The organism is Pandoraea sp. PE-S2R-1 (assembly GCF_002179865.1).
GTDB lineage: Bacteria > Pseudomonadota > Gammaproteobacteria > Burkholderiales > Burkholderiaceae > Pandoraea.
This window is the reverse complement of sequence record NZ_NGUR01000015.1, coordinates 226,718-241,164: the sequence shown is the minus strand read 5'-3', so window position 1 is coordinate 241,164 and position 14,447 is coordinate 226,718. Positions and strand designations below refer to the sequence as shown.

The window sequence follows — 14,447 nt, the reverse complement described above, 5'->3', positions numbered from 1 at the left end:
GTTCTGCATTCGTCCGCTTACGCCCACTTTCGTCTGCGCCCTCGCGCGCTAGCCGTTCCCCCTTCGTTACGCGCCTTTCGGAGATTACCTCGATGGCCACCCTCATTTTTGCCGGCTTCATTCTGTTGTCGGTGTATCTCGCATTGCGAGCGCGCGGCGGCCGTGGGCCGCAGAGCATGCACGACTTCTTCGTGGCATCGCGTCAGTTCGGCGCATGGCTCGTGTTCTTTCTCGCGGCCGGCGAGATCTACAGCATCGGCACGATGGTCGGGTTTCCGGGCGGCATCTACGCCAAGGGGCCGACGTATGGCGTCTGGTTCCTTGGCTACATCCTGCTGGCATACCCGATCGGCTACTTCCTCGGGCCGAAAATCTGGGACGCCGGTAAGCGCTACAACGCGATCACGCTGCCCGATCTGTTCAAGGGGCACTTCAACAGCCGTTTTCTCGAGTTGGTGGTCGCAGTAACCGCCATCGTGTTCCTGCTGCCGTGGGGCCAGTTGCAGTTCACCGGACTGGTCGCCGCACTCAAGAGCTTGGGCTGGAACTTCCAGCCGCTCTGGCTGATTTCGTTCTCGGCGCTGCTCGCGTTCATCTACATTGCGATCGCCGGGGTGCGTGCATCGGCTTACATCGCGGTGCTCAAAGACATCCTGATGGTGGCGGCCATCGTGATCACCGGCGTGGCCGTGGCGTGGGAGGCGGGCGTAACACCTGTGTTTCAAGCGGCCAGCCAGCACGTGAGCAATGCGATGAGCACGCAGCAACTGACGTTTGCGATGACGACGATCGTGTTTCAGTCGCTCGGCATGTATGTGATGCCATTTGGCGTGCAGAACTTCTTTACGGCGAAGAGCGCCAGTACGATCCGCCGCACGCAGGTCGCCATGCCGCTCTACATGCTGATGTATCCGTTTCTGGTGCTGGCGTCGTATTACGCCATCAGTCAGAACATCACGCTGAGCTCGCCTAACGAGGCGTTCTTCGCGGCCGTGACACAACTGCTGCCGTCGTGGCTCGTCGGGCTGGTGGCCGCGGGTGCCGCGCTCTCCGGGCTGCTGGTGCTGGCGGGCATCTGTCTCGCGTTGGGGCCGATCGTCACGCGCAACATCCTGTCCGGCATGCCCGAGCATCGGCAGAAGGCCAGTTCCAAGGTCGTGATCGTGCTGTATCTGCTGGGCTCCATCGTGCTGACGCTGCTCACGCCCAACCTCATGCTTACGCTGATCAATATGGCGTACTACGGCGTGACGCAGTTTCTGCCCGGTGTGATCGCCGTGGTGTTCCGCCTGCGCGTGCGTGCCTCGGCGGTGGCGGCCGGCGTGCTGGCAGGACAAGGGCTCGCGCTCGTGCTTTACTTCAAGAACCCGGACCTCGGCGGCGTGAACCTCGGACTGATCTGCCTGATCGTCAACGTGGTGGTGATGGCCGTGTTGCACCTGATGCTCGGCGGCAGCCGTGAGCGCTCGATGGGCCCCGCCGTGGGCACGCTTTCCACCTACAAGAAGTAGAAATGACAGACAGAGACAACAAGGCGGTATCAAGGAGCGACGTGCGTGTTTTTGCCGCGCGCAAGATTCTGACGATGAACGCGGCGCAACCGGTCGCGACGCACGTGGCCGTGTGCGACGGCAAGATTCTCGCGGTCGGTGGTCTGGACGACATGCGCCGCTGGACCGACGACGCCCCCGACGACACGTTGCGCGACAAGGTGCTGATGCCCGGTCTGGTCGAGGGGCATTGCCACCTGATGGAAGGCGCAATGTGGGACGCCGTGTATGTGGGCTATTACGACCGGCGCGGCCCCGACGGCTGCTTGTGGGAAGGCCTGAAGACGCCCGCCGCCGTCATCGACCGGTTGCGCGAAGCCGAGCGCAAGCTGACCGACAATCACAAGCCGTTGCTCGCATGGGGCTACGATCCGATTTTCTTCGAAGACACGCCGCTCGTGGCGCGCGACCTCGATACGATCTCGATCACGCGTCCCATCGCGATTCTGCACGCCAGCGTGCATCTGATGAATGTGAACACGGCGATGCTGGAACTTGCAGGCATCGATGGCGACACCGATGTCGAAGGTGTCGTGATGGGCACCGATGGCGAACCGACGGGCGAGTTGCAGGAGTTCGCCGCAATGTTCCCCGTGTACCGCGTGATCGGCGAAGGGTTGTCGATTGCTGCCAGCGAGAGCCCGCGCGCGATCTGGAATTTCGGACGCGTGGCACAGCTTGCCGGGGTGACCACGGCGACCGATCTCGTCAACGACCTGACCGAGACCGGTAACGCCAACCTGCATGAGATCACGGCCGATCCCGCTTATCCGATCCGCATCGTGCCCGCGTTCGCGCCGCAACGCTGTCCGGAAGGCGGGCCGCAACGCGTTCTGAATGCGCGCGAAGGCAACACCGACAAGCTGCATTACGGTCCGGTGAAGTTCATCGTCGACGGCTCGATTCAGGGCTTTACGGCGCGCGTGCGCTGGCCGGGGTACTTCAACGGCAAGCCGAACGGCCTCTGGCTGATTCCGCCGTCGCAACTGGTCGACACGTTCATGCCGTTCCATGCGGCAGGTCTGCAACTGCATATCCATACGAACGGCGACGAAGCGACCGACGTGGTGCTCGACGCCATCGAAACGCTGCTGGCGCGCCACCCGCGTGTGGATCATCGTCACACGCTGCAACATTGCCAGATGGCCGATGTTGCGCAGCTCACGCGTGCGCAACGGCTGGGCATGTGCGTGAACTTCTTCGCCAATCACGTGTATTACTGGGGCGACGCACACTACCAGCAGACGATGGGGCCAGATCGTGCGAACCGCATGGATGCCGCCGAGATCGCGCGCCAACTCGGGCTGCCGTTTGCGCTGCATTCGGACGCGCCGATCACGCAGCTAAACCCACTGTTCACCGCGTGGTGTGCGGCCAAGCGCGAGACGTCGTCGGGCCGAATTCTCGGTGAATCACTGCGCTTGCCCGTTGCCGACGCGTTGCGCGCCGTCACGTTGGGTGCCGCCTTCTCGCTCGGCATGGATCATCTGATCGGCAGTATCGAAGTCGGCAAGTATGCGGACTTCGCGGTGCTCGACGCCGATCCATACGAGGTGCCGCTCGACGACCTGCGGCAAATGCCGGTCTGGGGCACGGTGCTGGGCGGCGAGGTGTTCCGCTCGCCAGCGTGATGGATACCGTTATGACGCCGGGGAGCGGAACACCTCGCCCGCCGATTCCGATGGTCGTGCTGGGCGGTTATCTCGGCGCCGGCAAGACGACACTGATCAACGCCCTGCTGCGCAATGCGGACGGCTTGCGCGTGACGGTGCTCGTCAACGACTTCGGTTCGATCAACGTCGATGCCGCGCTCATTCGCGAGCGTGGCGACGATGTGATCGGACTGGAGAACGGTTGCGTGTGCTGCACCATCGGCGGCCGTCTGGTGGAAACGTTGTTGGCACTTGGGGAACGTGCGGAGCGCCCCGACTTGCTGGTGATCGAAGCGAGTGGCGTCTCCGATCCGGTGCGCATTGCTCAGGTCGGCATGCTCGACCGGGCATTCCGACTGCACGGCATTGTGGTCGCCGTGGATGTCGACGGTATCGACGATGTGCTCGACGATCGTTACGTCGGCGATATCGCAAGGCGGCAGATCGAAGCGGCAAGCACCTTGGTACTCACTAAGACTGACCTCGTTGACGAAGACAAGCTGCGCGCTGTGCGCAACCGGTTGTCCTCGCTGGGCGCGACTCAGGTCGTCGTGCAGGCAGAAGACGGTGTCGTGCCGACGGCGATCCTGTTTCCCGATGACGAAATCGCGTTGTCGGGTGACTTCCCGGCGCGTCCGCTGCGAGCGGTATCGCGTGCATTGCCCGCAGGGCTGCGCAGTTTCAACGTGGAAACGTCTGAAGTGTTCGATCGCACCCGCCTGAAGGCTGCGCTGGCGATGTATCCGGGCCAGCTTTGGCGCGCCAAGGGCTTCGTCTCGCTGCAACCGGGCCAGATGAGCGAGCTGCATGTCGTGGGGCGTCGCTCTATGCTTACCCGTCGTCCGGATCTTCCTTCGCAAACGTCGGTGATCGTGCTCATCGGCATCTTCTCCGACGACGAACAGCGTCTGCTCTCTCAAGCACTGCATTCGGCCTGCCACTGACGCCGGTAACCCGTCTCGGCGTTAGCACTTCATTCGCCGGATTTTCCCTTCCAAAACGACACCGGCCGCAGAAATCTGCGGCCGGTGTCGTGTTCGATCACGTTATCGCGATGGATCAGATTTCGTAACCGGGGTCCGGCGAGCGCAGCTTGCGCCAGATCGAACGCACCGTGAACGCCACGAGCAGCACCGTCAGGCTGACAATGCCGAGCGCGAGCGGCGTGCGCTGATCGGGGATGAAAGCCATCGCGCCCACGATCGACAGCATGCCGATGATCGCCACCCAAGTGAGGTACGGGAAGCACCACATGCGCACCTTGAGCTTGCCCGGGGCTTCACGTTCAAGACGCTTGCGCAGACGCAACTGCGAGAACGCGATCAGCACGTAGACGAAGATGGCTACCGTGCCGTACGAGTTCACGAGGAACGCGAACACGGTATCCGGCGACACGTAAGACATCACCACGGCAGCGTAGCCGAACAGCGTGCCCACGAGAATCGCGCGAACCGGCACGCCCCGTGAATTCAGCTTGGCCAGCGAGCGCGGCGCGTCGCCACGACGCGTCAGCGCGAACAACATGCGCGACGACGCGTACAGGCCGGAGTTCAACGCCGAGAGCACGGCGGTGAGCACCACAGCATTCATGATGTGGGCAGCTGCCGGAATGCGCATCGCTTCGAGCGCGCTGACATACGGCGTGGCCATGCCCGCCGAGTTCCAAGGCACGAGCATCACGACGAGCAGGATCGAGCCGATGTAGAAGAACAGCACGCGTCCGATCACAGAGTTCGTCGCACGGGCGACAGCCTGTTGCGGCTCGGCCGCTTCTGCCGCCGCGATCGTGACGATCTCGGCGCCGAAGTAGAAGCCTGTCGCCGCAACCGCCCCGGCCATCACCGGGCCGATGCCATTCGGCATGAACCCGCCGTGCGAGAGCAGATTGCCGGTGCTGGCAACCGCGCCCGGCCACATGCCGAACACGAACAACCCGCCGAGGAACAGGAACACGACGATGGCGGCCACCTTGATCGAGGCGAACCAGAATTCGAACTCGCCGTACGAGGCCACCGACACGAGGTTGGTCAGCGTGAGCACGACGAGCAGCACGAGGCTGATGGCCCACGCGGGAATATCCGGCAGCCAGAACTGAATCAGATTGGCGCCCGCCACCGCTTCGACGGCCACCACGATCACCCAGAAGTACCAGTACATCCAGCCGGTCAGAAAGCCGGCCAGTTCACCGCCCACAGGCTTGTCGTCCCACGCGAGGCGGGCGTACTCGTAGAACGAACCGACGGCGGGCAATGCGCACGCCATCTCACCCAGCATGCGCATCACCAGCACGACCAGCGCACCGGTGATCAGAAACGACAGCACCGCTGCCGGACCGGCCGCATGCACGACCACGCCGCTGCCGACGAACAGACCCGCACCGATCACGCCACCGAGCGCAATCATGCTCATGTGGCGCTGCTTCAGGCTTGAATGCAGCTTGGCACCATTGTCATGACCGGCCATGGCGACCTCCCATGCAAGGTACGGGGACGCCACTGTTGTCCGCGATGAAGGCAAACACGTTGTCGGGGAAATACTGGGAATGCAGGGAATGCAGGGAAGACGGGGAGAGCTCGGGGGAATGGAAATTACGGGGGGACGCGGCGAAATGCCGCTCGCGGGCAAGGTGCCCGCGTTGCAATGTCTCGACTGCCACACAACCTCCTGAATACACGTTGGGCGTCAGGTGCGGCCGGGGGAGCCGCCCTGCGCCTTATTTAATGACCGCTGAACCGCTTACACCTTGCCTTTCCAGGGCACGAGCACACGCTCGAGATAACGCATGATCAGATCGAAGCCGAAGGCGAAGAAACCGATCACGATGATCCCCATGATCACGATGTCCGACGCGAGAAACTCTGCGGCGTTGAGCACCATGAAGCCGAGGCCGCTGGATGCCGCCACCATTTCGGCAGCCACCAGCGTGGTCCAGCCCACGCCGATGCCGATGCGCATGCCGGTAAAGATCTCCGGCAACGCAGACTTCACGATCACGTGCATGACGATCTGGCGCGGCGAGGCGCCCATCGAATACGCCGCGTGAATCTGTTCCATCGAGACCGATCGCACGCCCGCATGCGCAGCAATCGCGAGCGGCGCAAAGATCGCCAGATAGATGAGGAACACTTTGGAAAACTCGCCGATGCCGAACCAGATGATCACGAGCGGCAAATAGGCCAGCGGCGGCAGCGGCCGATAGAACTCGATGGGCGGATCGAACACGCCACGCCCGATGCGCGACACGCCCATCAGGATGCCCACCGGAATCGCCGTGATACACGCCAGCGCAAACGCGCCGAACACGCGATACAGGCTCGCGAGCGTGTGCTGCCAGAGCGTAGAGCCGGCGAAACCTTCGGTGGACACCTGAATGAACTTCTCGACGATGGCACGCGGACCCGGCAGAAACAGCGGCTTGATCATGCCCGACGAGGTAATGGCAACCCACACCAGCAACAGCGCCACGACGGTGACGACGCTGATCAGCAGGCTGGGCCCTTGCCCCGGTGCGCCGAACGATTCGCCAGCTTTCACGGGGCGCGGTGCAAACAGCCGGGCGATGGGGCCGCGCTGGCGCCGTGCGCGCGGGCTTGGCGTGACGGCTGCGGTGGGTGAGACCGGCGCGTGTGCCGGGCTGGTAGCAACGGGTTTGGTCATCATGATGGCAACGGCTCCGGCGCTGGGTCAGGCAGCGACCGCACTGGCACTGGACGCTGAGGTCTGGCCGGCACGTTCGTCGCCATAAATGATGCTGAGGACGGTCTCGCGCATCTCGATGAAATCCGGGCTCGACTTGATCGCGCGCGCATCGCGGCATTCGAGATAGCGCTGGTTGAAGTCGAGTTCGTAGGTGTGCGTGATGCGCCCGGGGCGGGGCGACATGACGATCAGGCGGCTGGCGAGGAACAGCGCTTCTTCCACGCTGTGCGTGATGAAGAAAATCATCTTGCCGGTCTCGCGCCACACATCGAGCAGCAGTTCCTGAATGGTCTCGCGCGTGAGGGCATCGAGCGCAGCCATCGGCTCGTCCATGAGCAGCATCGACGGATTGCACGTGAGTGCGCGCGCAATGCCCACGCGCTGCTGCATGCCGCCGGAGAGCTGGTAAATCATGTGGTTGTGGAAGTCCTGCAAGCCCACGAGCGCCAGATTGCGCGCTGCCCGGGCGCGTCGCTCCTGTTTGGGCACGCCTTGCAGCTTCAGGCCGAACTCGGTGTTCTCCATGACGTTGAGCCACGGCAGCAGCGCATGTTTCTGGAACACCACGCCCCGGTCGGCACCCGGGCCTTCGATGGGGGCGTCGCCGAGCAGCAGTTCGCCGGACGTCGGCGCAATAAAGCCTGCCATCAGGCTGAGCAGCGTGGTCTTGCCGCAGCCCGACGCGCCGAGGGCCACCACGAAGTCGCGCGGCGCGATGGTCAGATTGACGTGGGCGAGCGCCTGCACTTGCTCGCCAGCGCGCCGGCCGGGGTAGACGACGCTGACGTCGTTGACGATGAGTTGTTCCATGAAGCCCTTCTCCTGTCGATCCATCGATCGGGGAGGGGCTGCCGCGCGCTGGGCGCGGCGGCCCCGGCACGGCTTACTTCAGGTTGAGCGCGGCGTCGACGTAACGCGACGTGACGTACGTCGTGTAATCAGGCTTGACCTCGTTGATCTTCTGCTGGCTCTTGAGGAATTCGGCCGTGTCTTTGAGCGCCTTGGCGGCGCGGCTGCTCTTGCCGCCGCCCAGCCATTCGGCCGACGCTTGCTGCTGCGCCGACGGGTAGGCATAGAGCGAGAGCGCACCCGGCACGTCTTCCGGCTTGCCGCCAATCGTCTTCACGATGGCTTTGACCTGCGGCGACGTGGCCGTCCAAGCCGCCTGATTCTGGCGGTAGGACGCGTCTGCGGCGGCAATCACCTTCACGAACTTCGCCATGAAGTCGGCGTTGGCTTCGCCCCACTTGCGGTCGACGGCAATGCCGTCAAAGGTCGGCTTGCCTTGCTTCGACAACTCGCCCGAGGTGATGAGCACATGACCGGTCTGCTTGATCTGCGCGAGCGCCGGATCCCACACATAGGCGGCATCGATGTCGCCACGCTCCCACGCCGCCACGATCTGGTTCGGCTGCATGTTGAGCACTTGGACTTCCGTCGGCTTGATGCCCCATTGCTGCAAGGCAAACATCGTGTGGTAGTGCGTGGTCGAGACGAACGGTACGCCGATCTTCTTGCCCTTGAGGTCGGCCGGCGTCTTGATGTTCGACGCATTTCGCACGACCATCGCCTCGGCCTGATTGATGTCGTCGAGGATCCAGAACAGTTGCAGGTCCAGCCCCTGCGAGACGGCCGCCGCCATCGGGCTGGAGCCGAGCACGCCGATCTTGATGTCACCTGACGCCAGAGCGGTCGCGACCTTCGCGCCCGATTCGAACTGTCGCCAGTGAATCTTGTAACCCGTGGCCTTCTCGAACTCGCCGCTGGCCATCGCCACCAGCCACGGATCGACGATCTGCTGGTAAGCGATCGTGACCTCCTTCTCCTGCGCTTGCGCAGTGGCCGGTGCCGCCAGCCCGAGTGCCAATACCCCAGGCAGCGCTGCTGCCGCCAACGCCGTGGCGGCGAAGACGCGTCGCAGCCGGTTCGGAAGTCCATTCATGGTTCACCTCTAATCGATAGGTTGTCGGTGGAACACTTTCGGGTTGACGCAGTAAGGGTTACGAATCCGCGTCAGGTGAGTGCATCATTGCCGCGCGTATTTTTGTTCGTTAGAGCCAGTTGGCCGCATTTGATGATGCCAACTGGCTCCGTTTGGTCGAAATCGGCCGCTAACCCGCATGAATGCTGGAATCTGACGCAATGGAGCCAAACTGCGGATAAACCCGAATTCGGAATTAACGTCACCGTCCCATGAGTAATAATTGACGCTCTGGAAGTATCAATAAGAAAGGGGACGCGATGTCGAGCCGGATTTCTGCGGCAATGTGGAACCAGTTGTTTCTGGTGTCGGCGCGTGCCGGCATGAGTTTGCAAAGTCAGATCCGCCAGATGCTGGTGTCGGCGATTCTTGACGAGCGGCTCATGCGCGGCGCTGCGGTGCCGTCGTCGCGCGAGTTGGCCGAGGGGCTGGGTGTGGCGCGCAACACCGTGGTGCTGGCGTATCAGCAGTTGGTCGACGAGGGCTATCTGATCGCACGGGAGCGGCGCGGCTACTTCGTCAATGGCGACATCCTCGCGCCACGCGTCGGCACGCAAAGTGCCGAGTCACGCGAGGCGGCGAATGCAAGCGCGCGCGGTGTAGTCGCCAATGCAGGGGACACACCTGCGGGCGCTGCCGCTGGCACCATCGCGCCGCTCGACCCGCTGACACCCGACTGGGAGGGGCGGTATGTGGTGCGGCCATCGGGGCAGCGCAACATCGTCAAGCCTATCGACTGGCAGCAGTACCAATATCCGTTTATTTACGGGCAGTTCGATCCCACGATGTTCCCGACGGCCGACTGGCGCGAATGTTGCCAGAAGGCGCTCACCATCATGGAGATCCGCGACTGGGCGCCCGACATGATCGCGCGCGACGACGAAACGCTGATTCAGCAGATTCGCACGCGTGTGTTGCCGCGCCGGGGCGTGTGGGCCGATGCCGACGAGATCGTGCTGACCAATGGCGCGCAGCAGGCGCTGTACCTGCTGGCCGACCTGCTGGTCGGCGCGCGCACGACGGTCGGCATCGAAGACCCCGGTTATCCCGATGCGCGCAATATTTTCGCGATACGCACGCCGAAGCTGATCGGCTTGCCGGTCGACGAGTTCGGGGTGCCGGTCGATGACAACCTGTCGCAGTGCGACTACGTGTATGTCACGCCGTCGCATCAGTGTCCGACCACGACGACGATGCCGCTCGCCCATCGTGAGGCACTGCTGCGGCGTGCGGAAACCGAAGACTTCGTACTGATCGAAGACGACTACGAGAGCGAGAACAGCTATTCGGACATTCCGATTCCGGCGTTGAAGAGTCTGGATCGCAGCGACCGCGTGATCTACATCGGCAGCTTGTCGAAGTCGTTCGCGCCGGGGCTGCGGCTCGGCTACATCGTGGCGCCGGCGGCGCTCGTGGCCGAGTTGCGCGCGTTGCGACGCCTGATGATTCGCCACCCGTCGGCGTTCATTCAGCGCTCGTTCTCGATGTTCCTCGCGCTGGGGCACCACGACGCGCTGCTGCGGCGTCTGGCCGATACCTACGCCAAGCGAGCCGAGGTGCTGACCGCTGCCTTGAGTGCGCACATGCCGGAGGCCACGTTCGTGCGCGTGAAGGGCGGGGCGTCCTGCTGGGTGCGTGGTCCCGAGGGATTGAATGCGAACCTGCTCGCGCTGCGTGCCAAGGCACGCGGCATTCTGATCGAGCCGGGAGACGTGTTCTTCATGGGCGATGCGCCGCCGCGCAATATGTTCCGGCTCGGCTTCTCGTCGATCCGTTCGGAACACATCGAAGCGGGCGTGATCGCGCTCGCACAGGTGATGCGAGAGACGATGGCCGAGTCGGTGTGATGCGGGGAGCCGCGTTTATGCGTCAGGAAAGGTCAGCGTAAATCGTGTCACACCCGCTTCGCTGTGCACGGCCCACGTGCCGCCGTGAAGCTGCATGATGCTGCGCACGATCGACAACCCGAGACCATTCGAGCCGGACGGTTGGTGGCGCGCAGCGTCGGTGCGGTAGAACCGGTCGAACAGCCGCTCGCGGTGTGCGGCGTCGATGGTCGGGCCGAAGCTCTCGACGTGCAATGCCGTTGCGCCATCGTGCGGATCGGCGCCGATACGGACGACGGTATCTGCATCGGCATATCGAATGGCATTGACGATCAGGTTGGCGAGCGCGCGGCGCAGCAATTGGGCGTCGGCGAGCACATGCGCGTCGCCTTGCCATTCCAGACGGATGCCACGTTCGTCTGCCAGACCTTCGAAGTATTCGACCAGACGCGGCAGTTCTTCCGAGAGTGCGACGGACTGCCGGTCGATGGCATGGTCGGCGTGTTCGGCGCGTGCCAGAAACAGCATGTTGTCGATCATCTTCGACAAGCGCTGCAACTCTTCAAAATTCGAGCCGAGCAGTTGCTGGTAATAGGCGGGCTCGCGCGTCTGGCGCAGCCCCACTTCCGTCTGGCCGAGCAGGTTGGCAATCGGCGTGCGCAGGTCGTGCGCCATGTCGGCGGAGACTTGCTTCAATTGCGTGAAACCACGCTCCAGCCGGTCGAGCATGGCGTTGAACGCGTCGACCAGCGGATCGAGTTCTGGCGGCGCATTGTGCCGCGCGATGCGCGTGGACAGGGTGCCCACGCCAATGGCAGCGGTTTGCGCGGCAAGGCGTCGCAACGGCCGCAGGCCATAGCGGGCGAGCGCAAACGCGAGCAGCGCGGCGAGCACGGCGCCAGCGAGTGCAAAGAGCACGATCTGGCGGCGATAGTCGTGCAGCATTTCTGTGCGCTCCGTCATCAACCGGCCGGAGACGATCTGCAAGTCGCGCTGCCCCGTGACACCGTGCGCAGCCGCTGCGACGTAGATGAACGGCGTGCCATCGGGCATCGTTGTGTGGCGTACAGCGGCCAGTGTGAGCGGCGCGTCGGCCGCGACCGGTTGCATCGTGGGCACGGGCGAGTGCCCCGGATTGACGTCGATGAGCGGCGCTTCGCCCGGATAACCGACCACCAGTAACGACTCGGTGTTGCCGAGCATATTGGCGAACAGGTGCGGCTTGTCACGAATGAGATCGTGTGCGTCCACATCCTGCATCAGCGTGCGCAGTTGATCCACGCGGGTGACGAGGGCGCCGTCGTCGCGCACACTCAACTGCGCTTCGAGCTTCCAGTTGAGCATGAAGCCGACACCCGCCGTCGCGATGAAGGCGAGCAACGCGAATGACAACGCGAGCCGGGTGGAGAGGGTGAGGCGCTTGGCGCTTGGCATCGGGACTGGCATCGGCGGTTGCCTCACGCTTCGCTTTCGCAGCGATAGCCCACACCGTGCACGGTATGAATGAGTCGCGTGGCAAACGGATCGTCGATCTTCTGGCGAAGGCGGCGCACGGCCACGTCGACCACATTGGTATCGCTGTCGAAATTCATGTCCCACACGCGCGACGCGATCAGGGTGCGGGACAGCACTTCGCCCTGATGCTCCGCGAAGAACCGCATCAACGCGAATTCCTTGGGGGTGAGGGTGATGCGTGTGCCGCCGCGTTCGACACGGCGGCGAGAGACGTCGATGCGCAGGTCGCCGACGACAAGTGCGTCGTCACTCGCCTGCGGTTGGCCGCGCCGCAGAATGATGCGGATGCGGGCGAGCAACTCGGCGAATGAGAAGGGCTTGACGAGGTAATCGTCGGCACCGAGATCCAGCCCCTTGAGACGGTCTTCGAGCGTGCCGCGCGCACTCAGGAACAGTACCGGGGTACGCGAGCGCTCGCCGAGTTTTCGCATGACGGTCCAGCCGTCCATCGCGGGCATCATCACGTCGAGCAGAATCAGGTCGTAGGCAGTCTCGGTGGCGAGATGCAAACCGTCGATGCCGTCGGTCGCGACATCCACGACGTAACCCGCCTCGGTCAGCCCGTTACGCAGGTAGTCACCCGTCTTGGCTTCGTCTTCGATGACAAGAATTCGCATGATGTTGCGGCGTAAGTAGTGGCGTGGAGGCGTGCGGTGATGTCAGCGCGCCGCTGGCCACAGCATAGCCGTTTTGGCGATGTATGGCCTGCGGCGCTCAGGTGTGCAGCAGTGTGAAAGCTCACTCGCCGGCGTGTTCTGCGGCCTGTTCGATGAGCGCGGCGACTTCCTTCGGGTGCGACTCGTAGACCGAATGGCTGGCACCGTCGATTTCTACCGTGTGCGCATGCGCGCGGGCGGCATACATGCGTTCCAGATCCGGATTGATGATGCGGTCGGCCTTGGCGACCATGTACCAGCTCGGCTTGGTCTTCCATGCCGGGTCGGGAATGTTCGCGGTGAAAACGGACGCCGACGTCGGCATCTGCGCATGGGCTTCGAATTCGGCCTGCGCGCGCGGCAGGTCGGCGGCAAAGTCCGCCGGATAGTCGGCCGGGTTCAGGTACAGGTAGTTGTCGGCCGTCTTGACGACTGCTTTGGTGGCATTCGGATACTTCTTGCCGTTGCTGGCTTCGGTCTCGCCGGTATCGAGGGCGTGCGCGGCGATGTAGACCAGCGCCTTGACGTGGGCGTCGTTGCCCGCTTCGGTGATGATCGCGCCGCCGTAGCTGTGGCCCACGAGCACGGCCGGGCCGTCGAGGGTGTCGAGTACGCGCTTGGTGGCAGTCACGTCTTCCGCAAACGAGGTGAGCGGCTCTTGCACCAGCGTGACGTGGTAACCGTCTTTGACGAGGATGTCGTAGACGGGACGCCAGCCTGCGCCGCCGACGAACGCGCCATGCACCAGCACAATGTTCTTGATGGGGGCAGCGGCGGGGGCTGCGGGGGCGGCGAAAGCGGGGACGGCAGCGCCTGTGAGCAAGGCGAGGGCAACGGCAGATTGGGCAACGAGAGAACGGACGGCGTACGGCATGGGGTTGGCTCCTGAAGAGTGGCACGGGCTCGATCGGATTTCCGATCACGCGATGCCAGTCTAGGGAGCCGCCTCCCACACCGGGCTTGCACAGGGATTACAAAGAAATGACAGCCGTGTGGGCCGCCAACAGCGCGCTCTGCCGGGGGCGGGGCGACGGGGGCGGGCGAAAAACGAAGCGTCAGGCGTGGGTATTCACGCCGAACGTCTCGCCCTGATGTTTGAGCAGGAGGTCGAGTGCGACCTGCAAGCGCTTGGCATTCCCGGGTTCGTTGCGCGACAGGGCGGCGGCAATCCCTTGACGGGCCCGGTTGGTGAAGTCGATCTGCTCGGTATCGCTGCCGGCCGGGACTTCGATACCCGTGTCGACGGAAATCTTCATCGTCATGGCCATCAGCGGCGAGCTGTCGTCGAGCGACATCTGCCCGCTTTGAATCTGCGTGTTGACCCAGTCGCGCATCTGTTGCCGGGTCATGCTCGTGAAGTCAGTCGGCTTGGCCTCGGCGGCTTTCTGCGAAGGCGTGCTGCTGATGTGTGTCGGCGATTGCGTCGTGGCAGCGAGTGCCGCGGCAAAGGACGCGTCGGTGCGCTTGGCGGCCGCGGGAGATTGCGTGCCGTTGGCGCCCAGATAACTCAGGCCACTGTCGATTCTCATGGTCGTTCCTTTCAGCAATCCTAATGATCCGGTGCAGAA

At 63.5% G+C, this 14,447-nt stretch carries 12 protein-coding genes; 4 read left to right on the top strand and 8 right to left on the bottom strand.

Going from position 1 to position 14,447, the window contains the following annotated elements; translation table 11 throughout:
* Positions 1-92 precede the first annotated feature (92 nt).
* From CDV44_RS18490 to CDV44_RS18480, 3 genes are read left to right on the top strand one after another with little or no spacing between them, the layout of a single operon-like run.
* Positions 93-1,511 (top strand): sodium:solute symporter, encoded by a 1,419-nt coding sequence (locus CDV44_RS18490; protein WP_058377359.1) that lies wholly within the window; start codon positions 93-95, stop codon positions 1,509-1,511.
* A 2-nt stretch (positions 1,512-1,513) separates the two neighbouring features.
* Positions 1,514-3,181, top strand: a complete 1,668-nt coding sequence (locus tag CDV44_RS18485) for an amidohydrolase (protein ID WP_087689485.1) — start codon at positions 1,514-1,516, stop codon at positions 3,179-3,181.
* Positions 3,182-3,192: 11 nt separating this feature from the next.
* Complete coding sequence (locus CDV44_RS18480; RefSeq protein ID WP_249277618.1) at positions 3,193-4,146, top strand: GTP-binding protein; 954 nt, start codon at positions 3,193-3,195, stop codon at positions 4,144-4,146.
* Between the two features lie 115 nt (positions 4,147-4,261).
* Here the strand turns inward: CDV44_RS18480 and CDV44_RS18475 are convergent, their stop codons facing one another.
* From CDV44_RS18475 to tauA, 4 genes are all read right to left on the bottom strand, one after another.
* A complete protein-coding gene (locus CDV44_RS18475) occupies positions 4,262-5,665 on the bottom strand; it encodes an amino acid permease (protein ID WP_058377361.1) in 1,404 nt (467 codons plus the stop codon).
* Positions 5,666-5,938: 273 nt separating this feature from the next.
* Entirely contained in the window at positions 5,939-6,862 is a 924-nt protein-coding gene (locus CDV44_RS18465) for an ABC transporter permease subunit (RefSeq protein WP_087689479.1), read from the bottom strand.
* Between the two features lie 24 nt (positions 6,863-6,886).
* Entirely contained in the window at positions 6,887-7,711 is an 825-nt protein-coding gene (locus tag CDV44_RS18460; protein ID WP_087689477.1) for a taurine ABC transporter ATP-binding protein, read from the bottom strand.
* A 73-nt stretch (positions 7,712-7,784) separates the two neighbouring features.
* Complete coding sequence (gene tauA / locus CDV44_RS18455) at positions 7,785-8,843, bottom strand: taurine ABC transporter substrate-binding protein (protein ID WP_087689475.1); 1,059 nt, start codon at positions 8,841-8,843, stop codon at positions 7,785-7,787.
* A 299-nt stretch (positions 8,844-9,142) separates the two neighbouring features.
* On the opposite strand from tauA, the gene CDV44_RS18450 reads away from it, so the two are divergent.
* Positions 9,143-10,729 carry a PLP-dependent aminotransferase family protein gene (locus CDV44_RS18450; RefSeq protein WP_087689473.1) on the top strand — a complete coding sequence of 529 codons (1,587 nt, stop codon included), beginning with the start codon at positions 9,143-9,145 and terminating at the stop codon, positions 10,727-10,729.
* A gap of 15 nt (positions 10,730-10,744) precedes the next feature.
* Here CDV44_RS18450 and CDV44_RS18445 read toward each other — a convergent pair whose 3' ends face one another.
* The 4 genes from CDV44_RS18445 to CDV44_RS18430 form a co-directional block, all read right to left on the bottom strand.
* Positions 10,745-12,154, bottom strand: a complete 1,410-nt coding sequence (locus CDV44_RS18445; protein ID WP_087689471.1) for a heavy metal sensor histidine kinase — start codon at positions 12,152-12,154, stop codon at positions 10,745-10,747.
* 11 nt (positions 12,155-12,165) lie between these two features.
* Positions 12,166-12,840: a heavy metal response regulator transcription factor gene (locus CDV44_RS18440; RefSeq protein ID WP_087689469.1), complete on the bottom strand. Its 675-nt coding sequence runs from the start codon at positions 12,838-12,840 to the stop codon at positions 12,166-12,168.
* Between the two features lie 121 nt (positions 12,841-12,961).
* Entirely contained in the window at positions 12,962-13,753 is a 792-nt protein-coding gene (locus CDV44_RS18435) for an alpha/beta hydrolase (protein ID WP_087689467.1), read from the bottom strand.
* A 181-nt stretch (positions 13,754-13,934) separates the two neighbouring features.
* Positions 13,935-14,408 (bottom strand): hypothetical protein, encoded by a 474-nt coding sequence (locus CDV44_RS18430; RefSeq protein ID WP_087689465.1) that lies wholly within the window; start codon positions 14,406-14,408, stop codon positions 13,935-13,937.
* Positions 14,409-14,447 lie beyond the last annotated feature (39 nt).

Excerpts from the sequence above, each read along its gene's own strand:
- CDV44_RS18480 (WP_249277618.1), top strand. The coding sequence starts at position 3,193 with ATGACGCCGGGGAGCGGAACACCTCGCCCGCCGATTCCGATGGTCGTG.
- CDV44_RS18440 (WP_087689469.1), bottom strand. The coding sequence starts at position 12,840 with ATGCGAATTCTTGTCATCGAAGACGAAGCCAAGACGGGTGACTACCTG.
- CDV44_RS18490 (WP_058377359.1), top strand. The coding sequence starts at position 93 with ATGGCCACCCTCATTTTTGCCGGCTTCATTCTGTTGTCGGTGTATCTC.
- CDV44_RS18435 (WP_087689467.1), bottom strand. The coding sequence starts at position 13,753 with ATGCCGTACGCCGTCCGTTCTCTCGTTGCCCAATCTGCCGTTGCCCTC.
- CDV44_RS18485 (WP_087689485.1), top strand. The coding sequence starts at position 1,514 with ATGACAGACAGAGACAACAAGGCGGTATCAAGGAGCGACGTGCGTGTT.
- CDV44_RS18475 (WP_058377361.1), bottom strand. The coding sequence starts at position 5,665 with ATGGCCGGTCATGACAATGGTGCCAAGCTGCATTCAAGCCTGAAGCAG.
- tauA (WP_087689475.1), bottom strand. The coding sequence starts at position 8,843 with ATGAATGGACTTCCGAACCGGCTGCGACGCGTCTTCGCCGCCACGGCG.
- CDV44_RS18465 (WP_087689479.1), bottom strand. The coding sequence starts at position 6,862 with ATGATGACCAAACCCGTTGCTACCAGCCCGGCACACGCGCCGGTCTCA.
- CDV44_RS18430 (WP_087689465.1), bottom strand. The coding sequence starts at position 14,408 with ATGAGAATCGACAGTGGCCTGAGTTATCTGGGCGCCAACGGCACGCAA.
- CDV44_RS18460 (WP_087689477.1), bottom strand. The coding sequence starts at position 7,711 with ATGGAACAACTCATCGTCAACGACGTCAGCGTCGTCTACCCCGGCCGG.
- CDV44_RS18445 (WP_087689471.1), bottom strand. The coding sequence starts at position 12,154 with ATGCCAGTCCCGATGCCAAGCGCCAAGCGCCTCACCCTCTCCACCCGG.
- CDV44_RS18450 (WP_087689473.1), top strand. The coding sequence starts at position 9,143 with ATGTCGAGCCGGATTTCTGCGGCAATGTGGAACCAGTTGTTTCTGGTG.